The 21518-nt window shown below is 44.1% G+C and carries 17 protein-coding genes; 5 read left to right on the forward strand and 12 right to left on the reverse strand.

Going from position 1 to position 21518, the window contains the following annotated elements:
* Positions 1-3: 3 nt before the first annotated feature.
* Positions 4-1347 carry a cyclic 2,3-diphosphoglycerate synthase gene (locus tag BUC07_RS18030; RefSeq protein ID WP_073173084.1) on the reverse strand — a complete coding sequence of 448 codons (1344 nt, stop codon included), beginning with the start codon at positions 1345-1347 and terminating at the stop codon, positions 4-6.
* A gap of 192 nt (positions 1348-1539) precedes the next feature.
* Between BUC07_RS18030 and BUC07_RS18035 the strand changes: the two genes are divergently transcribed.
* Positions 1540-2154, forward strand: a complete 615-nt coding sequence (locus tag BUC07_RS18035) for an acyl carrier protein phosphodiesterase (RefSeq protein WP_073173130.1) — start codon at positions 1540-1542, stop codon at positions 2152-2154.
* A 74-nt stretch (positions 2155-2228) separates the two neighbouring features.
* On the opposite strand, the gene BUC07_RS18040 is transcribed toward BUC07_RS18035, so the two are convergent.
* From BUC07_RS18040 to purH, 7 genes are all read right to left on the reverse strand, one after another.
* Entirely contained in the window at positions 2229-3527 is a 1299-nt protein-coding gene (locus BUC07_RS18040; RefSeq protein WP_073173087.1) for a KamA family radical SAM protein, read from the reverse strand.
* Positions 3528-3686: 159 nt separating this feature from the next.
* Positions 3687-5120 (reverse strand): rod shape-determining protein RodA, encoded by a 1434-nt coding sequence (gene rodA / locus BUC07_RS18045; RefSeq protein WP_073173090.1) that lies wholly within the window; start codon positions 5118-5120, stop codon positions 3687-3689.
* A 1-nt stretch (position 5121) separates the two neighbouring features.
* Entirely contained in the window at positions 5122-6939 is a 1818-nt protein-coding gene (gene mrdA / locus BUC07_RS18050) for a penicillin-binding protein 2 (protein WP_073173093.1), read from the reverse strand.
* A 6-nt stretch (positions 6940-6945) separates the two neighbouring features.
* On the reverse strand, positions 6946-7449 hold the full coding sequence (gene mreD, locus BUC07_RS18055) for a rod shape-determining protein MreD (RefSeq protein ID WP_073173096.1): 504 nt from the start codon (positions 7447-7449) through the stop codon (positions 6946-6948).
* Positions 7430-8275 (reverse strand): rod shape-determining protein MreC, encoded by an 846-nt coding sequence (mreC, locus tag BUC07_RS18060; RefSeq protein WP_073173098.1) that lies wholly within the window; start codon positions 8273-8275, stop codon positions 7430-7432. Before mreC ends, mreD begins: the two co-directional genes overlap by 20 nt.
* An 88-nt stretch (positions 8276-8363) precedes the next feature.
* The gene (locus BUC07_RS18065) at positions 8364-9386 is read right to left on the reverse strand and encodes a rod shape-determining protein (RefSeq protein ID WP_073173101.1); all 1023 of its coding nucleotides are present in this window, start codon (positions 9384-9386) and stop codon (positions 8364-8366) included.
* Between the two features lie 20 nt (positions 9387-9406).
* The gene (gene purH, locus BUC07_RS18070; RefSeq protein ID WP_073173104.1) at positions 9407-10999 is read right to left on the reverse strand and encodes a bifunctional phosphoribosylaminoimidazolecarboxamide formyltransferase/IMP cyclohydrolase; all 1593 of its coding nucleotides are present in this window, start codon (positions 10997-10999) and stop codon (positions 9407-9409) included.
* A 331-nt stretch (positions 11000-11330) separates the two neighbouring features.
* Between purH and BUC07_RS18075 the strand changes: the two genes are divergently transcribed.
* Positions 11331-12584 (forward strand): ABC transporter permease, encoded by a 1254-nt coding sequence (locus BUC07_RS18075; RefSeq protein ID WP_073173107.1) that lies wholly within the window; start codon positions 11331-11333, stop codon positions 12582-12584.
* Between the two features lie 56 nt (positions 12585-12640).
* Here BUC07_RS18075 and mgtE read toward each other — a convergent pair whose 3' ends face one another.
* Entirely contained in the window at positions 12641-13999 is a 1359-nt protein-coding gene (gene mgtE / locus BUC07_RS18080) for a magnesium transporter (protein ID WP_073173133.1), read from the reverse strand.
* Between the two features lie 13 nt (positions 14000-14012).
* Positions 14013-14774, reverse strand: coding sequence for a 16S rRNA (adenine(1518)-N(6)/adenine(1519)-N(6))-dimethyltransferase RsmA (gene rsmA, locus BUC07_RS18085; protein WP_073173110.1), 762 nt, complete (start codon positions 14772-14774; stop codon positions 14013-14015).
* Between the two features lie 162 nt (positions 14775-14936).
* Here rsmA and BUC07_RS18090 point away from each other — a divergent pair, with 162 nt between their 5' ends.
* From BUC07_RS18090 to BUC07_RS18100, 3 genes are read left to right on the forward strand one after another with little or no spacing between them, the layout of a single operon-like run.
* Entirely contained in the window at positions 14937-15965 is a 1029-nt protein-coding gene (locus BUC07_RS18090) for a lysylphosphatidylglycerol synthase transmembrane domain-containing protein (RefSeq protein WP_073173113.1), read from the forward strand.
* Positions 15966-15975: 10 nt separating this feature from the next.
* Complete coding sequence (locus tag BUC07_RS18095) at positions 15976-17229, forward strand: ABC transporter permease (RefSeq protein WP_073173116.1); 1254 nt, start codon at positions 15976-15978, stop codon at positions 17227-17229.
* A 33-nt stretch (positions 17230-17262) separates the two neighbouring features.
* Positions 17263-17895, forward strand: a complete 633-nt coding sequence (locus tag BUC07_RS18100) for an NUDIX hydrolase (protein WP_073173119.1) — start codon at positions 17263-17265, stop codon at positions 17893-17895.
* A gap of 14 nt (positions 17896-17909) precedes the next feature.
* Here the strand turns inward: BUC07_RS18100 and BUC07_RS18105 are convergent, their stop codons facing one another.
* Both BUC07_RS18105 and BUC07_RS18110 read right to left on the reverse strand, forming a co-directional pair.
* The gene (locus BUC07_RS18105; RefSeq protein WP_073173122.1) at positions 17910-19343 is read right to left on the reverse strand and encodes an MltF family protein; all 1434 of its coding nucleotides are present in this window, start codon (positions 19341-19343) and stop codon (positions 17910-17912) included.
* On the reverse strand, positions 19343-21325 hold the full coding sequence (locus BUC07_RS18110; protein WP_073173126.1) for a putative porin: 1983 nt from the start codon (positions 21323-21325) through the stop codon (positions 19343-19345). The genes BUC07_RS18105 and BUC07_RS18110 overlap by 1 nt, the downstream gene beginning before the upstream one ends.
* Positions 21326-21518 lie beyond the last annotated feature (193 nt).

Consider the following 21518-nt stretch of genomic DNA (forward strand, 5'->3'; position numbering starts at 1 on the left):
GATTCAAATTTCAGGGAAATGGTTATTAACAAATTGTTCAAGCACCTCATAAAGTTTGGGTTGGCCAATTTCCTCGAGGTTGTAGAACACACGGGTACTGGGTTTATCAATTTTTATCACACGTTTTAAGTCAATTGGCGTTCCAATTACTACCGAATCACAATCGGTATTCCGGATGGTTTCTTCAAGATCCTGCACCTGTTTTCCCCCATACCCCATTGCAGGCAACAATTTACCGATATTAGGATATTTTTCGAACGTTTTCTTGAGCTCGCCAACCAAAAATGGCCGTGGATCAACAATTGATGCCGCACCAAATTTGCGGGCGGCCACAACTGCAGCTCCAATTTTCATTTCGCCATGGGTGAGCGTGGGGCCATCTTCCACGCAAAGTACGCGCTTGCCGGTTATTACATCTTTGCTTTCAACATGTACAGGACTTGTTGCGTCAATTACAGTTGCAGCCGGGTTCACGGATTCAATATTTTTACGTAGCTGCTCTACACTTTCGGGCGTTGCTGTATCAATTTTGTTGATAATCACCACATCGCTGCTCTGCAGCACCACCTGGCTCGGGTAGTAGGTCAGTTCGGCCCCCACGCGGTGCGGGTCGGTAACTGCAATGGATAAATCAGGCCGGTAAAACGAAAAATCGTTATTGCCGCCGTCCCACAAAATTACATCGCAACCATCGGGATCATTCTCGGCGGCACGCAAAATTGCTTCATAATCAACGCCCGCATAAATCACATTACCCCGGGCAATATGAGGTTCATACTCTTCCATTTCCTCAATTGTACACTCATGTTTGGCCAAATCATCGAGGGTTGCAAAGCGCTGAACTTTTTGTTTTACAAGGTCGCCATAAGGCATAGGATGCCGTATGGCAACTACCCTGAGGCCTTCCCCCATAAGTATTTGTACAATTTTGCGGCTGGTCTGGCTTTTGCCCGAACCGGTGCGGGTGGCACACACCGAAATGACCGGTTTGGTTGAACTGAGCATGGTTTGTTTGGGCCCCAGCAGCATAAAGGATGCACCCGATACATTCACACGGGCGCTGGCCTGCATTACCCGCTGGTTGGGTACATCACTGTATGAAAACACACAAATGTCAGCCTTCAAATCTTTTATTAATTTTTCCGTTTCAGTTTCAGGATAAACAGGAATTCCTTCGGGGTAAAGTGTCCCGGCCAGTTCGGCCGGATAACGGCGGTTTTCAATTCCCGGAATCTGGTTGGCGGTAAAAGCCACTACTTCAAAATCAGTATTATTTCTGAAAAAGGTGTTGAAATTATGAAAGTCGCGACCGGCAGCTCCCATGATTATTACGCGTTGCTTAGCCATAAGTTTGTAGTTTTAAAAATTCTTCAAAATTTAAACGTAATTGGCCGGAAAAAACAGGATAAAACTCATGGCTCATCGGTTTTTTTTGTTCAGCTCTCCGGCAGAATTCAACAGCAGTCAAAAGCCCCCCCCGGGACCGCTGTAATCAAAACATTATTCGTACTTTGGCGTTCTCTTTCAAAAACAGAGGAAATGAATTATCTGGCACATTTATACCTTTCAGGCGAGGATGACAAACTGCTCACGGGCAATTTTATTGGCGATTACGTGAAAGGGAAAAACTATCTGAATTACCCGGGTAAAATAAGAGAAGGAATTTTGCTGCACCGCCGGATTGACACCTTTACCGACCAGCACCCCCGGTTTAGGGAAGTAAAAAAACTGCTGCGGGAAGAGTTCGGCCTGTATTCCGGCATTATTACCGATCTTTTTTACGACCATTTTTTAGCCCGCAACTGGGACCACTACTCCACCTACCCGCTCCGCAGCTACACCAACAAAGCCCATTCAGCTTTATTGACGCACTTTTTTTACCTGCCGGCGCGGGTGAAGGGATTTTTGCCCGTGCTCATAAAAAACAAGCGGCTGGAATCGTATGCCCGGCCCGAAGGGATCCGCCAGTCGCTGGAGATAATGAGCCGCTACACTTCACTACCTGAAAATGCAACTCAGGCAATGGATACGCTGGAACTGAATTTCAATTTCATGCAGGAAAACTTCACGGCTTTTATGCTGGAAATGATTGAATATGTGGAAAAGGATTTTGGGGTTGAAATTAAAAAACCCGGTTTTGTGGTAACGCCCTGAAACCGCACAAAAAACCGGTGCTGAAAATTTCAATTTCCCATCACCGGTCCCTATTATCTTCAAAAAGAAGTAGTTCAGGCCAGCATTTCGTAATATTCTTCTTCAAAGAAAAAGTTTGATTCGCCGAAAGCGGGCTCCAAATCGTCAATCCAGATAGCATCGGGGTTGTATTTGGCAAAAAACGGCTGGCCTACCCATGAGGGGTCGCGCCCCTGCAGGAAGTTAAGCACGAACACCTTTTCGCCATTAATTTCGGAAACACCCACCACCTGTACTTTACCTGGACTGCATGACATGCTGGGGCCTTTCACCGTCCGGCAGATTCCACTCACCTGGTTGTAGGCATTCCTGAAAATCTGCCAGCACTGCTGCAATGTAACAGCAAAATAATCCTGCGCACCGGTATCGCGGGCAATAAACATGTAATAGGGGATGATGCCCAGCTTTACCTGCTCCCGCCAGTTTCGGGCCCAGATATCAGGATGGGCATTTATATTTTTCATGACCGGAGATTGCGAGCGAATTTGAACTCCGGCGGCCAGCAGGTTTTTCACAGCTTCTTTCACGGCATCGGTTTTCAACTCATCCGGATGATTGAAATGAGCCATCAGCGCGATGTTTATCCCCTTCCTTTTCATCTTTTCGAACAGGCGGAGAAGATCGCCGGCATCTTCATCGGTAGTAAAACGGTAGGGCCAGTAAGCCAGTGCTTTTGTACCAATGCGAATATTTTTCAGGTTCGGCAAATCCGCATCGGCCAGGGCATTGAAATACGACTCAAAAAAGCGGGTTTTCATAATTGCCGGGTCGCCTCCGGTAAAAAGGACATCGGTAATGTGCGGATTGGCCTTCAGATATTCGATCAACGTATCGGCCTCTTTCATGGCAAACTTAAATTCATTGAGCGCAAACTGCGGCCACCGGAAACAAAACGTGCAGTAGGCATGGCAAGTTTGTCCCTGCGACGGGAAAAACAACATGGTTTCCCTGTATTTATGCTGAATACCTGTGAGTTTTTTTCCGTTTAAAACCGGCACATTGCTCTCCTGACCGGCGGGATTGGGATTTAATTTTAATCGGATTTTTTTGACTTCGTTTTGAAGTTCTTTTTTGGGAACGTTATTTTTTAACAGATTAGCTATTTTACTGAAACTTGCCTCATCGAGCATCTCTTTTTGCGGAAAATTCAGAATAAAGAACGGATCTTTCTCAAAGTTTTCCCAGTCAATCAGTTCATCAACTACATAATTGTTTGTTTTGAAGGGCAAAACAGTCCCCACTACTTCAATATTAAATTTCTGCTCTTCAGTAAGAAATTCCATCTGCGGAATTTGCCTGAAATTGTGGAGCGAAAAAGATCTATACTTCATCATAAGCCAAAAAAAAATTTATAAAGAACTATTAAAGTTTATAACTAATTGCTTGAAATATACCTCCATTGAGGCATCGCAAAACCATAAAATTGCTGATTTTTCAAGGCGCGGCAAATGTACAAAAACCAGTCCACAAAACAAACATGAAGTTTATCAGGTTCATGGCTGGTCTGACAGGTGATCGAGGCGGCTGGCATCGAGCCTGATAAAGATAAAAAGCAATATGGTAAACGACCAGAGCGATGATCCTCCGTAGCTAAAGAATGGCAACGGAATTCCAATTACCGGCATTACGCCAATGGTCATACCAATGTTCACCATCACATGAAAAAAGAGAATTGCCGCTACTGAATAACCGTAAATTCGTGAAAACCCGGAGCGCTGCCGTTCAGCGAGCATAACCAGCCTTGAAAGCAAAACCATGAAAAGGATTACCACCATGAACGTTCCTGCAAACCCCCACTCTTCGCCAACGGTACAAAAAATAAAATCGGTGCTTTGTTCGGGCACAAAATTAAATTTGGTCTGGGTGCCATTTAAAAAGCCTTTCCCCCACATGCCACCTGACCCAATGGCAATTTTACTCTGGTTCACATTATACCCTGCGCCCTGAGGATCGGATTCAATTCCGAGCAGTTCGTTAATACGCGCCTGATGGTAAGGCTCGAGTATTTCGTTAAATGCATAGTCAACTGAAATAGAAAGGAGCACCGAACCAATAAAAATTAATGCAATAAACGCGTAATTCTTCAACCTTTTCAACAAACTATAAATAAGCACCAGCCCACCGGAAAGCAATGAAGTGCCTCTCAGTACCTGTTCTCCTGAAAATTCAGAACCAAAAGCATAATTGACACCTGCCAGTAAGAAGAAGCTGACAATAAAAATTCCGGCCACTACAAAAAATTGTTTAATAGAAGGATTTAAAGCCAGGAAAATGACAAGCGCCAAAGCCGCCAGCAATCCAAACAAAACAACACCTTCAAGTACCAGCGAAAACACAAACAAGAGCGCAATCCAAACGCCAAAAAAGAGGAAAATCCCTGAAAGTCCTTCCCGGTAAAGTACCAAAACAAAAGCAAAATAGACCAACGCAGACCCGGTATCGTTTTGCAACAAAATAAGAGCGGCCGGCAAAAACACAATCAGGCCAATTATAACAAACGATTTAAATCGTTTCAGTTTAAAACCGAATGAGCTCATATATTTGGCCAGGGCCAGGGAGGTGGCAAATTTCCCGAACTCGGCAGGTTGTATGCTGAAACCGCCGATGGTGAACCACGATTTGGACGCGTTAATTTCGGTCCCGACAAACAACACCAGAATCAATAATAAAATGATTATTCCGTAAATGATGTAGGAAAAGAAGACATAAAAATTGGTTTCCAGGATAAGAATGACAAATGCCAGTGTGAGTGCGGCCGCAATCCAAATCATTTGTTTCCCGTAGCGTTGCGAAACATCCAGTATGTTTTGGTGATCAGTATCGTAAACCGAGGAATAAATATTTATCCAGCCCAAAAAAATCAGTACCAGGTAGAGAAAAACGGTAAGCCAGTCGATGTTTGTCCAAACACTGTTTCTTCTTGGCATATTACTTCGGTTGATTTGGATTTAACAAATTAGCTTCAATCATGCGGGTTTCCACCCATTTGCGGTTATCTGCAATTGAATCGTTCAAATACTTTTCTACCAACAGGCTGGCAATTGGCGCTGCATAACGTGTGCCCCAAACTCCGTTTTCAACATAAACCGATATGGCTATTTGCGGATTTTCACGCGGGGCAAATGCCATAAACACCGAGTGATCGGAGCCATGGGGATTTTCGGCAGTTCCTGTTTTTCCGCACATGGCAATTCCCGGAATTCGCGACAAATAAGCCGTATTGGTTTGCTCAACTGCCTGCTGCATGCCTTCAATTACGGGTTCAAAATGTTCTTCAGCAATGCCCACTTCAATTTTTGTTTTCAACTCCCTGTCCAGGCTGCCATCTTCAATCTCCTTTACAACATGGGGCGGATAGTAAAATCCGCGGTTGGCAACAACTGAACAGTAACTGGCCAGCTGAAGTGGTGTCACGCCCAATTCACCCTGACCAATGGCAAGCGAACGGACAGTCATTGCATTCCAATGACCTGCACCATAAATCCCGTTATAATACTCTTCCTTGGGAAGGCTGCCTTTCAGCTCGGTAGGCAAATCAATTCCCAGCTTTTTCCCGATACCGAAATTGAGCACATGGTCGCGCCAAATATTGTAACCTTCCGCCGAGGTTTCAGCACTATACAAAATGGAACGAAAAGTATTCCACAAAAACGGGTTGCACGATTCGCGAATGGCTTCAACCACATTGTTGGGAGAACCATGATTGTGTGTACAACGAATGGGAACCGAAGCAGGGCCGTAGCATGGGAAAAGTGTGTGCGTTGAAATAGTTTGCTCTTCGAGCCCAACCAGCACATTCAGCACCTTAAAGGTTGACCCCGGGGGGTATTCGGCCATCAGCGCGCGGTTAAAAAGCGGCTTCAGGGTATCGGTGAGCAGCATGGCGTAATTTTCGCCCCTTACGCGCCCAACCAGCAGCCCGGGATCGTAAGCAGGGGCACTTGCCAGCACAAGTATTTCGCCGGTTGAAGGTTCAATGGCCACTACACTCCCCCTTTTGTTTTGCAGTAGTTTTTCGGCATAAAGCTGTAATTCAATATCGAGCGAGGTGGTTAAGTTTTTTCCAATCTGGGCCGGCACATCCTGCACACCTTCCAAAAAACTACCCTGAATCCGGTTATGCACATCAACCAGGTATTTTTTTATCCCTTTGTTTCCGCGCAGCCACTCTTCATACGATTTTTCAATGCCACTCTGCCCAATATAGTCGCCCTGACTATAATAGTCGTCATTTTCAATATTACCAGCTGTAACTTCGCCTACATACCCCAACACATGGGCTGCCGAATGATGGCTGTATTCGCGCAGGGTTCTTCGCTGTGTGTGAAAGCCTTTAAACCGGTAAATACGTTCCTGCAAAACCGCATATTTTTCGGGCGGTATCTGCTTAATTAAAATGGATGGTTTGTAAAGCGAATAATCCCTTGCTTCCTGAATTCTTCTTTCAATTTTTTCTTTTTCAATTTTAAGAAGATTGCATAGGTACAGGGTATCGAACGCTTCAACTTCACGGGGAGTGATCATAAGGTCGTAAGCCGGTTTGTTGTGCACGAGCAATTTTCCGTTGCGGTCGTATATTAAACCCCGGGCAGGATATTGCACCACGTTACGCAACACGTTGTTTGTAGCATAAACCTTATAGGTTGGATCGAGCACCTGCAACCGAAATAGTCTGGCGCCGTAAATCAACCCGGTAAGTAAAAAAATGGCTATAATTACATAGCTGCGTTTTGAGAAACTGTTCACCCTAACCTACTCCCTAAAAATTAAAAATTGACTTAATACTATAACAAAAACCGATAACAACGAACTCAACACTACACGCAAAAGAGTACTAAAAAATTGTGTGAAACTAAAAATTTCAAGGTAAAAAAGTATAAAATGATGAAAAAACACCATTACAGCCGAATAATATAAAAACCATGAAAACTTATTTTGTTTCAGCCCGGGATAATCATTGATTTCTTCTTCACGGTCGGAGATGGAGCGAATAATAAATGGACGTATATAAGCAATAAAAACAGTTGCAGCCGCATGCAACCCCAGGCTGTTTGAAAAAATATCGACAGTCAACCCAATTAAAAACCCTGACAGTAAAACGATATAGCGCGGTGCACTCAGGGGCAACAGCATCACAAACAGAATATAAATGTACGGATTAAGATATCCGCTGATTTGCATCTGGTTTAAAAACAGCACCTGTATTAAAACAAGCACCACAAAAATTACTACATATTTAATTAGCCATCGGATCATCCCTGATTATATTTTCAAGTTCTTTTATTTCAGGCTTATCCTGGTTTTCAATCACTTCAACATACGACAATGCCTTAAAATCGGTTGAGAGCTGCACGCTAATATTAAAATAATTTTCGCCATCGGGCCGCGAAAAATCCTGAATGGTACCAATCATTACTCCTTCCGGAAAAACTGACGAGTACCCGCTTGTAATGATGCTGTCGCCCGGCGAAATGTCAACATGCAGTGGAATTTCTGTTAAATCGGCTGTCCTGTAATCGTTGCCCCTCCATATTAACGAACCATAATTTCCGCTTTTTTTGTGCATAGCAGAAATACTCCACCGGCTGTTCAAAACCGACAAACCAACAGCATACGAATCGGAAACATGCGTAACAACGCCCACAATTCCTTTTCCGGTAACCACTCCCTGATCCGGTTTTATGCCGTTATTTCTGCCCTTGTTCAGTGTGAAATAATTGAATGGCTTGTTCACTGAATTATTGATTATTTTGGCCGAAATAAATCGATATGTTGAATCGGCACTTTCCAGTGTAACAACCAGCGAATCATTGATCGCCGGTACGCCGGTTATGTTCTCCACCCTCGAACGCAACCATGCATTTTCTTCCGAAAGCTCTTTGTTGATACGGTTCAGGTGAAAATAATCGACCACTGAATTGTAGGTTTGGTAAATATTTCCGGTGATGCGATTGGAAGAATTCAGGTATTTTGATTTTTGGTAGCTGTTATGATTGAAAACCAGCGCGAGTGCTGCCCCTTCCAGCAGAAGAAACAGCACAAATGCGTAGTTCTTCAATAAATACCTGAGTAAACTCCTCATACTCTAAAATGTGTACCGATAATAAACACGAACAAAATTTTGTAAATCAATAATTTTCTGAAGTAAAATAAAAGCAGTTTCCCGAGCACTACCTGAGCAGGAACGAAAAATTATCCACATTTTTCAATGCAATTCCGGTCCCTCGCACCACGGCCCTGAGCGGGTCTTCAGCCACGTGGAAGGGAATACCGATTTTATCACTCAGTCGTTTATCGAGCCCTTTCAGCAGCGCACCACCACCAGCCAACCAAATTCCTTTGGCCACAATATCGGCATAAAGTTCGGGTGGGGTTTGTTCCAGGGCGCTCAGCACTGCCGTTTCAATTTTCGAAATCGATTTTTCGAGGCAGTGGGCAATTTCCTGGTACGAAACCGGCACTTCTATGGGCAGTGCAGTCATCTGGTTTGGTCCCTGAACGATATAATCGGATGGCGGGTCTTTCAGTTGCGATAACGCAGAGCCCACATGAATTTTAATTTCTTCGGCGGTGCGTTCACCAATTTTAATGTTGTGCTGGTGACGCATGTACTCCATAATATCGGAAGTAAGGTCGTCGCCGGCAATGCGGATGGATTTGTTTGTTACAATTCCGCCCAGCGAAATCACAGCAATTTCAGTGGTCCCGCCGCCAATATCAACCACCATGTTTCCCTCGGGCGCTTCCACGTCGAGCCCGATTCCGATGGCAGCCGCCAGGGGTTCATACACCATATACACTTCGCGGCCTCCGGCATGCTCTGCCGAGTCGCGCACCGCACGCACTTCCACCTCGGTACTGCCCGAGGGAATACAAACCACCATTTTCAGTGCAGGAGAGAACATCCGCGATTTGGGGTTAATCATTTTAATCATTCCCCTAATCATCTGTTCCGCCGCGTTGAAATCGGCAATCACGCCATCGCGCAGCGGGCGGATTGTTTTCAGGTTGGCGTGGGTTTTTCCCTGCATTTGCCTGGCTTTTTCGCCAATGGCTACCATTTTTTCGGTTTTTAAATCGATGGCTACAATCGATGGTTCATCCACAACAATTTTATCGTTATGAATGATTATGGTGTTGGCCGTTCCAAGGTCAATGGCAATTTCCTGTGTTAAAAAAGAAAATAATCCCATGTTTTGTTAACTATTTAAAATCAATGTTTAAAATGCCGCCTTCCGGTAAATACCATGGCGATATCGAACTCGTTGCAGGCATCGATAACTTCCTGGTCGCGGATGCTTCCGCCGGGCTGAACAATGTACTTCACGCCGTACTCATTGGCCGCTTCAATGCTGTCGCGGAACGGGAAAAACGCATCGGAAATCAGTACCGAATTGGAAATTTCCACTCCTTCTTTCATTTCAAAGCGGGGCATTGTGAGGTGCCGCAGGCTGTCGAGCCTGTTGGGCTGCCCCATTCCGGCTCCCGTGAGCCAAAACGAACCGTTTTCTTTTTCGGTCACCACTGCAATGGCATTGCTTTTTAAATGTTTGCAGGCTACTGTGCCAAATTTTGAAAGGTTCATTTTTGCCTTATCAAATTGTTTCTTTGTAACATTTTCAAAGTTGTTGTCCACGCCTTCATCTTCGTCCTGAAGCAGCATTCCGCCGCTAATTGAACGGTAAAGTTTTTCATTTGTTGTTTCGGGTTTTACCGGGGTTACCAGCAGGCGTAAATTTTTCTTCTTGCTGAAAACTTCCTGTGCCTCTTCGGTAAATTCCGGGGCAATAATAATTTCCACAAATTTTTTCCTGAACCACTCTGCCACTTCTTTGGTAACCGTATCAGTAAAACAGATTATACTCCCGAACGCGCTGATTGGATCGCCTGCCCAGGCCAGTTCGAGCGACTCAAGAATATTGCCGGTTACTGCCAACCCGCACGGATTAAGGTGTTTCACCACCGAAACCGCCACTTTGTTGTCAAGATGAGTTACTGCATTAAACGCATCGCTGGCGGATTTCCAGGACGCATCGGCATCGAGCATATTATTGTACGAAAGCGCTTTGCCCTGCAAAACTTCTGCGTCGGCCAGTGATATATCGCCCGGCAAATTTTTGAATTTGAAGAATGTGGCTTTCTGGTGCGGGTTTTCACCGTAACGAAGCACTTTCCCATTGTTCAGGCTGATGCGCTCAGCAGCACTTTCATCATCATTATTGAAATAACTGAAAATGGCCGCATCGTAATGCGCAGAAACGGCAAATGCCCTTCCGGCAAACCATTTCCGGTCTTCCACCGTCGATTCGCCTTCTTTTTCGTTCAGCAAATCCAGCAGGTGTCCATATTCATTCAGGGAAGGAACAATCACCAAATCTTTAAAATTTTTGGCAGCAGCGCGGATGAGTGAAATGCCGCCGATATCGATTTTCTCGATTATATCCTGTTCAACTGCGCCGGATGCAACCGTATCTTCAAACGGATACAAATCGACAATCACCAGGTCAATTTCCGGAATTTCAAATTCGGTTAACTGGCTGACATCGCCCTGGTTATCGCGGCGCGACAAAATACCGCCAAAAATTTTCGGGTGCAATGTTTTTACACGGCCTCCTAAAATTGACGGATAACCGGTGAGGCTTTCAACTGATGTAACTTCAACTCCCAGCGACTCAATAAATGTTTTTGTTCCGCCGGTACTGATTATTTTTACATTTAATTCATTCAGCTTTTGAATGATCCCATCCAGATTTTTTTTGTGATAAACCGAAACAAGGGCGGTCTTAATTTTTTTATTATCAGCCATTTACTCCTTTTTTGAAATTTGATTGCAAAGATAGAAAAATCAATTCACATCCTGTTATAAAACAGTAAGTTTACACTACTTTTTATTGTTAACGGAAATCGTTTTATCCACCTTTAAAAAATGAATAAATATAAAATCCTCAAAATAAATCAGGTTCCCGCTTAAAAAAGAGGCACATTAAAATAGAAAGATTCCAAACAGTTTCAAAATCCGCTTGTAATCATTAAGAAAAATTAACACTAATAAGCTGTGGTGAGAAGTTCATGCTTGATCTAAAAATTTATTAGCAGGCGAACGGAACAATTAATATCTTTATAAAAAAAGTAGAATAATGCTTTTGGCACGACTCATTTTCGAAAGTTTTTCATTTGCCTTTAATTCTTTGAAGGTAAATAAACTGCGCACGTTGCTTTCGTTGCTGGGTATTACCATTGGTATTTTTGCCATCATTTCGGTTTTCACGGTCATCGATTCGCTCGAAAGCTATATTCGCGACAGCCTCAATTCACTGGGCAGCAACATGGTTTACATTCAGAAATGGCCGTGGGCGCCTCCCGAGGGCGAGGTGGAATATCCGTGGTGGAAATACCAAAACCGCCCGGTTCCGAAAATCGAGGAATCGGAAGAAATTATGCGCCGAAGTTCTTCATTTCAGCATGCTGCTTTTTTTTACGGCTTTAACCGCACCATACAGTCGGGGAGCAATCAAATCGACAATGTTACCGTTATGGCCACCACACACGATTTATTCGATATCTGGAACCTGCGAGTTACCCGCGGGCGCTATTTTACTGAAAGTGAAATGAATTCCGGTGCCCCCGTGGCACTGATAGGTGCCGAAATTGCGAACAAACTTTTTCCTGAGGTGGAGCCGGTTGGGCAATTCATAAAAATCCAGGGGTTCCGGTTTCAAATTATCGGCCTTTACGAGCGCACGGGCCAAGATATGTTTGGCACCAGCATGGACAATTACATCCATATTTCCGCACTGAAATCGTTTTACATGGTTGATATACGAAACAACGATGCCGGGCAAACCATTTGCGTAAAAGCAAAACCCAATGTTGACCCGGGACAGTTCCAGGCCGAGCTGGAAGGTGTGATGCGCTCCATCAGGCGGCTGAAACCACGCGAAGAAAACAATTTTGCCCTGAACGAAGTGAGCCTCATTTCCAGCCAGTTCGACCAGTTCTTCGTGGTATTCAACATGGCCGGCTGGATTATCGGGGGATTCTCCATTATTGTTGGAGGATTCGGGATTGCCAACATAATGTTTGTTTCGGTAAAAGAACGCACCAAAATTATCGGCATTGAAAAATCGCTGGGCGCCAAAAAATATTTCATCTTGTTCGAGTTTATTTTCGAGGCAATTGTCCTTTCTGTAATCGGAGGCATCGTAGGGTTGCTCCTTATTTTCTTCGGAACGCTGGTGGTAAGTTACGCCACCGATTTTACCATTACCCTAACCGCGGCAAATATTATCCGGGGGCTTTTAATTTCAAGCGTTATCGGCTTTGTAGCCGGGCTGATGCCGGCACGGGCTGCTTCGCGGTTGAATCCCGTGGAAGCGATGAATACGGTTTGAAACTTTTCTTTAGTCATACCCTCACTCCGAGTGAGGGTATGACTAAGGAGAGGCCATTATATCAACTCAAAAAACATTTTTCCGATTCCGAGGTAAATAAACAACCCGATAATGTCGTTCATGGTGGTAATAAACGGGCCGGTGGCCAGTGCCGGGTCAATTTTTAACCGGTGTAGCAGCATGGGAATAAAAGTGCCAAAAACCGAGGCAAAAATAATAACAATAAAAAGGGAGATGGAAACCGAAAAAGTGAGGTTCATATTTCCCTGGCTAATATAATTGTAAACAAATATCAGTATAGCAAAAATAGTTGCCGTGGCCAGTGCAACCAGCACCTCCTTCAGCAAACGCTTCCACGTCGATTCGATTTCTTTTACCCCGCTGGCAATGCTCTGTACTACAATGGAAGAAGATTGCACCCCTACGTTACCCGCCATAGCGGCAATCAGGGGGATAAAAAACGCCAGCTCGGTAACCTGCGCCAGTTCACTCTCGTGCGAGCCCAAAACCAGCGCTCCCATAATACCTCCCAGCAGCCCAATAAGCAGCCATGGAAACCGGGCACGCAGGAGCTGCCACACTTTGTCGCCAGGCTCCACGTCACCGGTAATACCCGAAACCATCTGGTAATCGCGTTCGGCTTCTTCGCGCACAAAGTCAATCACGTCATCGAACGTAATCCGGCCTTTCAGCCGGCCAATGTCATCAACCACGGGGATGGCAACCAGGTCGTACTTGTCCATCAGTTCGGCTACTTCTTCCTGCCGGGCTCCCGTACTTACGCTTATGACATCTGGGTTATAAATGTTCGAAATTTGGGTGCCGGTGGAGTTCAGAATCAGTTTTTTTAGCGACAATACGCCTTTCAGCTTATCATTGTTATCGGTAACATAAATGTAATAGATTTCATCCACCTCTTCTGCCTGCCGGCTGATTTCCTTCAGGCAAGTAGCCACGGTCCAGTTTTCGTTTACCGACACCAATTCCACGGCCATAATACCACCAGCCGAATCTTCCTCGTATTCCAACAAATCAACAATATCGCCGGCCTGTTCAGTATCCTCCATTTCCATGAGCACCTCTTTTTTGAGATCCTCGTCGAGGTCGGCCATAATGTCGGCAGCATCGTCGGAGTCCATGTACTCGATGAACTTACTGGCAATCAACTCCGGAGGCAGCTCTTTCAAAAACCGTTTCCGGTCCTGTTCAGGGATTTCGATAAGCACATCCGATGCTTTTTCACCACCGAGCAGCAGGTAAACATACCGGGCTTCCTCCATGGTTAATTCGTCCATTATTTCTGCAATATCGGCCGGATGGAGCGGTTCCATCCATGCCTTTATCTCCGAGTTGCTCTCGGCTTCAATTAGCTCTTTCAGCTTATCGATATATTCTCGTGTAATTTCTACATCCATACTCCGTTTTTTTTTAAGGTTTTTCAATACATCCCGTCAATTCAATAAAATCGTCAACTGACAGCTGCTCCGGCCTTTGAGTGGCAAACTTTTCAGGCAAGTTTTGGCTCCGGTTTCCCAGGGAATTCCGGAGCATCTTTCGTCGCTGGTTAAAAGCAATTTTCACAATTTCGAAGAACAGCTTTTCGTTGCAGGGCAATGCTTTTACATCATTGCGCCTGAGCCGTAAAACGGCCGATTTTACTTTCGGGGGAGGGACAAAAACCTGTTCGGGAACGGTAAATAAATAGTCGATATCGTACCAGGCCTGCAGCAAAACGCTCAAAATTCCGTATGTTTTATTTCCCGGTTTCGACGAAATCCTTTCGGCCACTTCTTTCTGAATCATGCCCACCACCTGTGGCACCCGGTTGCGCAACTCCAGGATACGGAAAAATATCTGCGATGAAATATTGTAAGGGAAATTGCCGATTATGTTGAATAACTCAGGAAGACAGGCTGGGTTCCATTTTAAAAAATCTTCGGAATAAATGCGATTTTCGAGTTCAGGAAAATGGAGTTTGAGGTATTCTACCGATTCATTATCAATCTCAACAAGATGAACATTCAGCCCTGGTCGCTGAACCAAAAAACGAGTGAGCACTCCCATTCCGGGCCCAATTTCCAGTACATCCGGAATTGAGCCCCCAAGGCTGTCAACAATTTTACGGGCAATATTCTGATCCCTTAAAAAATGCTGACCAAGGTTCTTTTTGGGACGGACCACCATATTCATCACTTTCCTGATCGTTCATTTCATTTACCTGTTTAATCAAACAAATTTATATTTTTGTCAGCTACTGAGTAACTGAAACTGCCACTTATTTTTAGTTTTTAAACCAAACGTAAGTTAGAAAACTAAAAGTCAGGGCAATACATAATTTTAAATTTTCTGGTTTTGAAAAAGACAATTTCAAAAATTATAAAGTTCATTGCCTTTCTCGCTATCGGCTTGTTTTTATTCTGGCTAATTTATAAAGACCACGACATTGATCGGATAAAATCGGTACTGAAAAATGATGTCAATTATACATGGATTATTATTTCGCTTGTAATTGGGTTGTTCAGCCATGTGAGCCGCACACTACGCTGGGGCCTCATGATTAAACCCATCAGCCACAAACCGCGTTTTATCAATACTTTTCTGGCCGTAATGATTGGTTACCTCATGAATTTGGTACTCCCGCGCATGGGCGAAATATCGCGATGCGGAGTGCTTTCGCGATACGAAAAAATTTCATTCACAAAACTGCTGGGCACCGTGGTGGCTGAACGGGCCGTGGATATGGTTTCGCTGCTCCTGCTTCTGGCCATCGTTATTTTCGCGCAGTTTGGCCAAATGCTCGATTTCCTGCACAGCAACCCGGGAATTGAATCGAGGTTGCAGTCTGTTTTTTACTCCCCTTTTCTGATTGCCGGGCTGATGGCTTTAATAATCGCTATTTATGTTTTCAGGAGAACACTAAAAAACACGCTCATTTACCGGAAAATTACCGAGGTATTGGAAAGCCTCAAAGAAGGTTTTGTTTCCATCCGGTCGATAGAAAAAAAAGGTTGGTTCTTTTTTCACTCGTTTCTTATCTGGTTTCTATATTACCTGATGCTTTACGTGGTATTTTTCGCTTTCGACTTTACCCGCGACCTGAACCCGCTGGCCGGATTAACTACTTTTGTGCTGGCAAGTTTTGGCATGGTTGCCCCGGTGCAGGGTGGCATTGGTGCCTGGCATTTCATGGCCAAAGAGGCCCTGGCGCTTTACGGAGTAGCCAATGAAAATGGGATTATTTTTGCCTTTGTGGCCCACACCTCGATGAACGGGATGATAATTGTGGTAGGCATAATTTCCATGCTGGTACTTCCGTTTATCAACCGGAGGAAAATGGAAGAAATTAAAAATGCCGAGGCAACAGCCGGCATAAATTCGTAATTATTCACGCATGAACACGGAGCTTTTTATTTCGCGCAGATTATTTTTCGAAAAGAGCAGCAAAAAGCTCTTGTCGCGGAATATCATTAAAATAGCACTGGTGGGAATAGCACTCGGGCTGGCTGTTATGATTATTTCCGTGGCCGTGGTTACCGGTTTCAAAAACGAAATCAGGGAAAAAGTGATTGGCTTCGGCTCCCACATCCAGGTGATCAATTTCGATTCGAACAACTCGTACGAAACCAAGGCCGTTTCACGAAAACAATCTTTTTTGAGTGGCCTCAATGAACTCGACGGGGTAAAAACAGTGCAGGTTTTTGCCACCAAACCGGGCATGATTAAAACCGACGATTACATTCAGGGTATTGTTTTTAAGGGAGTTGATGATGCATACGACTGGGATTTTTTCAAGAACAACCTGGTGGGAGGCCGCTTGCCTGAACTGAACGATTCAGCGCGCTCAAACGAAATACTTATCTCGAAACAGGTTGCCAATCTGCTCCAACTTAACATATCCGACAAAGTAGTGCTCTATTTCATTAACGAAGATGAAAGCACCCCGCGAATGCTTCAGCTGGACATCAGCGGTTTTTACCAAACCAGCCTCGAAGAATTCGATAACCTTTTTGTAATTGGCGACCTGCAGCAGGTACAACGGCTGAACAACTGGCGGACCGACCAAATCAGCGGTTTTGAAGTAGTGATAAACGAGTTTACCCGCATTGACGAAATCGAACAGGAAGTGCGCAACACGGTGCTCGACTACAGCCGCGAAAACGATGCTATTTTACGCACCACCAACATCACCCGCGAGTACCCTCAGATTTTCGACTGGCTCAACATTCTCGACATGAACGTTTGGGTCATACTGATTTTAATGGCGCTGGTGGCCGGCTTCAACATGATTTCCGGGTTGCTGGTGCTCATTCTGGAGCGCAGCAAAATGATTGGCGTGCTGAAAGCCCTCGGAAGCCCCAACTGGAGCATCCGGAAGGTTTTCCTTTACCTGTCGGTTTTCTTAACATCGCGCGGAATGCTGTGGGGAAACATTATCGGCGTGGCTTTCATCGTTATTCAGAAAACCTTTGAAGTCTTCAAGCTCAATCCAACTACATATTATGTGGATATGGTGCCGGTAAATTTTTCAATCGTTCACCTGTTATTGCTGAATGCCGGAACGGTTGTAGCTACCTTTTTAATGCTGATTGTGCCCAGCTACCTTGTGAGCAAAATTTCACCCGACAAAACCATCCGGTTCGATTAAACAGAAATCACCGTTAATTCTTATTTTTGCCACGTGAACATTTCTCGTGAACATATCATAAAAGCGCTGGAAAAGAAACTTCCGGGTCCGGAGTCGCACCGCAAAATGATTCCGCCCCACCGCGATTTGCATGCGCCTGAAAAAGAAAAAAGCAAGCTGAAAAAGAGCAGTGTGCTGCTTTTGCTATTCGAAGAAAAAAAGGAATTAAAAATCTGCCTGATAAAACGCCCCGCCCACATGAAACACCATGCCAGCCAGGTGGCTTTTCCGGGCGGGCGGATTGAAAAAGGGGAAACAGCGTTGCAAACGGCTTTTCGCGAAACGGAAGAAGAAATTGGAGTCACTTCTGAAAAAATTGAAATCCTCGGTTCGTTGTCGGAATTGTATGTGGGCGTCAGCGGTTTCCTGATTCACCCCTATGTAGGCTGGCTGCACGCTGAACCCAAATTTGTAACCTGCGACGATGAAGTAGAAAAGACAATTCTTTTCCCGTTGCTAAAATATCAAAACAAAACAGAGATGACTGAGCTGGAAACCGTTGCAGGAAAACTCACCGTTCCGGCTGTTCATTTTGAAGGAGAAACCATTTGGGGCGCCACGCTGATGATTCTGGCGGAGTTTTATGATGTGATTAACAAAGTTCAATCTCCCAAAAATAAATTCTGAATAAAAATTCCCCGTTATTTCGGAATCACATTCAAATAGTGCTCATAATTTCCGGTAACGCGTTGCACGTAATTGTAGGCTTCTTCGCCGCGGGCGTATCCCCATCGTACCACCGGGTCTTCAAAATATTTAGAAGAAGATTTATTGCGTAAATAAAAATCGACATTGCCTTCCCATTTATGCTGGTTTTTGCCGTATTTCCGGGCCAGCCGCTGCGCATCCTTTACATGTCCCAGCCCGATATTGTAAGCAGCCAGCGTAAATTTTATCCGCTCGGTGGAATCGGGAATACTGTTGAGTAATTGCTCATCGAGCCAGTTCAGCATGAGTATTCCACCGCGGATATTTTCCCGGGGTTCTGTAATATCGGTAACCCCAAGTGCAGTTGCCGTGTTGGGCATCAATTGCATCAACCCGTAAGCGCCGCCCCACGATTCGGCCTCGGGGTTAAACCGGGATTCTTCATACATAATCGACGAAACCAGCCGCCAGTCCCAGCCATGGTTGGCTGCCAGCTCTTTCACAACAGGGTCGTATTCTGAAATTTTCCCTCCGGTAATGCTGTGGTATTCGCTATCCATCCGGTGACTCGAGCGGGGACTGCTAAAGTACTTGTTATACAAAACTGCGTGTTTCCTGGTTTTTTTGAATTCGGTAATCCAGTTATCGAGGTACGCTTTCCAGTCGTCAGAAGCATTTTTTCGTACGGCCCAGGCAATGTTCTGCGGAAAACTAATCACCAGCGAAACATCGATATTCCGGTAATAGGTTTTGTTAACCCGGGCCACATCTTCGTCGCAAACGGTATAATCAATTTCGCCATTCGCCACACGGGCAACCAGCTGCTCTACACCATAAATAGAGTCTTCAACAATTTCGATGGGGTAACCGATTTCTTCCGATAAATTTACAAGTCGCCGGGAATACGAACTGTTTTTCTGCACATGTACTTTTTTTTCGGCCAGTTCGAGGGTCGATTTTAAATAGACTGTATTTGAATCGTTTGGATTTGGTTTTCGCTGAACGAGCACCTGCCGGGTTTGTTTGAGCGGGGCAGTAAAATCAACCAGTTCCCTGCGTTTCCGGGTAACCGTAAGGTTTTGGGCTATAATATCGAACCGGCCGTTTTGTAATCCGTCAAATGATTCCACCAAATCATTGCTTACTGTAATCTGCGGGTTCACATCAAGAGCTTCGCACAGTTCGTGCACCAAATCGTACTGATACCCCATTGGCTTTCCCCTGTAAACAAAGTAGTTGGTTGAATTATAATCGACTACAACTTTCAGCACTCCTGCTTCTTTAATAAGCTCAAGGTCAGTTGGTTCTTTTTCTGCCGGCTCTTCCTGTACTTTCTTTCTATCGCAGCCACAACCGCCCATCAGGCTAATAAATAACAGAAGCCCAACTATTTTAATAACTGATTTATATGTACCAGAATACAACATTAGTCGTAAAAAGCCCAGGCAACTCCCATTCTGAACGTCATACGGTTCATGGGGTAATGAGGAATTGTAAAATATTCCCTGTCGATAAATTCAGTACCAATATTTATCATTTTGAAAAACACCCTTGTTCTTTTCAACCGCAAATTTACATGAGCATCAATATACGGATAATTGCCCAGTTTCTTTTCATTTTGAAGATGGAACAAACCGGTTGAAGGGTCGTAATCATCGGCATAAAACATTGTATTATAACGGGCATCGATGCCAATTGATGTAAACATTACTTTTGAAATCACAAAATTAAAATTAGCTGAAACAAAAGCAGAAAAATCGGGCAGATGGAGTACATTTTTATTGGAAGATTTTTGCCACAACAAACGGGTTCTGAAATGGAAATTGTTCAGCACAAAGTTTTTGTCGGCATGCGCTGCCAGAACGAGTAACTGCCCCCCAAACTGCGAGGGAACACCTGCTGTATCATTATAAATAAAATTATTAATCAGCGAATAGTTAAATCCCAGCTCCAAATTTCGCCCCGGTGCTTTCAGACTACCTTTTGCGGTCATCCGCTGCTCCATTTTCAGGTTGTTTTTCCACCGGTTGTGTTTGGCATTAAATTCTTCCTGAAAAAATTCGGGCACCCTGTTTTCAATCTGCCCTGTTATATTCAACCCGGCGAGCGAATCGCCAAAAAGTTTCAATGGTTTTGAAATGATTCCCGAAAGTTCTGTTTGCCCGGCATTTCTGCCAAGTAAATAAATTTTGCCTTCAAAATTCCACCGCCAGAAACTACCTGTTTGCCTGAATATCCCCCCCCCGGCATATACATTGGAAAAAGGCTTTCGCTGTCGGTTGTCGATTCCCTCCCAGGTGCCGGGAAAAGACATTAAAACATGTTGCTGTCCAATAAATGCTCTTTTGCCAAAACTTGTTTTCCGGTCAGGGTTTTCGTACTGTTTTATCTGAAGGATATTTTCAATTTTCCTGAAGCGAATTGAATCTTTTATATAATTAGGATCATAAAAAGTTTCCCTGAAAAAAGTGGTAGTATCTTCATCTTCAATAAATTCTTTTTTGTGATTTTGGTATTCAAAAGAATAAAGAAAACCGACCAACGGCTTAAACTCAGTTACAGGAATAACCTGCTCCGGTTCCCCTTCGGCAGCTTCAATTACCCTTTCCTCTCCGGTTTCAATATACCTGCCTATACGGTATTCGCCGTTTGCAAAAACATAAAAATTGGAAAATTTCGATCGTGTTGAAGTCAGCTTTACATTCAGCAAGTCAGTATCATCACCACTGAAAATCTGGTCATCGCCATCGAGCCCTCCATTTTCTTTATTCTGGATGCTATTGGTAATAAAACCTCCGTGAATACGTAATTTGTCTTTATTATAGCTTGAATACAGGGTAACAAAATTATTTTTGGCATCCTGGTTTTTATACTGGCCAACCGAGCGTGCCTGATCGTAACGGAAAGTAAAATTCCAATAAGGGCTTACATTTTGCGTATGCAAAACATTAAAACGCGTCTCATTCTTCCGGGTACGGTGCTCACTCTGACTGAAATCGAGTAACGTATAAGGTGTGCGTGTGTTGTAGTATTCAACTCTTTCAGGTGTTAGCAGATAAGCATCCCTTGTTTTGAGGAAAAAAAAATCGACGTCAGAACTGCGTTTAAAAAAATTGTGATTTAAATACGGAGTTCCATAATTCCCCACATAACTTACCGTAATTGCATCATTATATATAGGGTTATACAGATGAAAATTTTCAAGTAATGTATCCAGCCTGAGTGAATCCCGGAAGGCGCCATATCCATCGAGTTTCCATAATTGGATAACTGGCTCAATTTGTTTTTCGTCAGGTTGCGGCGTTTCAGACTCTTGACTTAATTCATTGCGAGGAGTTTGCGCAAATACAATAACAGGAACAAGGGTTAATAATGCTACTACTATTTTTATGAAATTGAATTTGTGCATAGTTTCTGTTAAAGCTGTGACAAAACTAAAAAAAGCAGGGAATTGGTAGTTAAAAGTTAGAAACTTTTCACGTAAATTAACAGGTAAATTGTTAAAACATAAAAAAGCCCATGCTCTTTTGAACATGGGCTTTGGATAAATCCGGCAGCGGCCTACTCTCCCACTTTTACGCAGTACCATCGGCGCTGGCGGG

Origin of the sequence: Tangfeifania diversioriginum (assembly GCF_900141875.1) — a bacterium.
GTDB classification, from domain to species: domain Bacteria; phylum Bacteroidota; class Bacteroidia; order Bacteroidales; family Prolixibacteraceae; genus Tangfeifania; species Tangfeifania diversioriginum.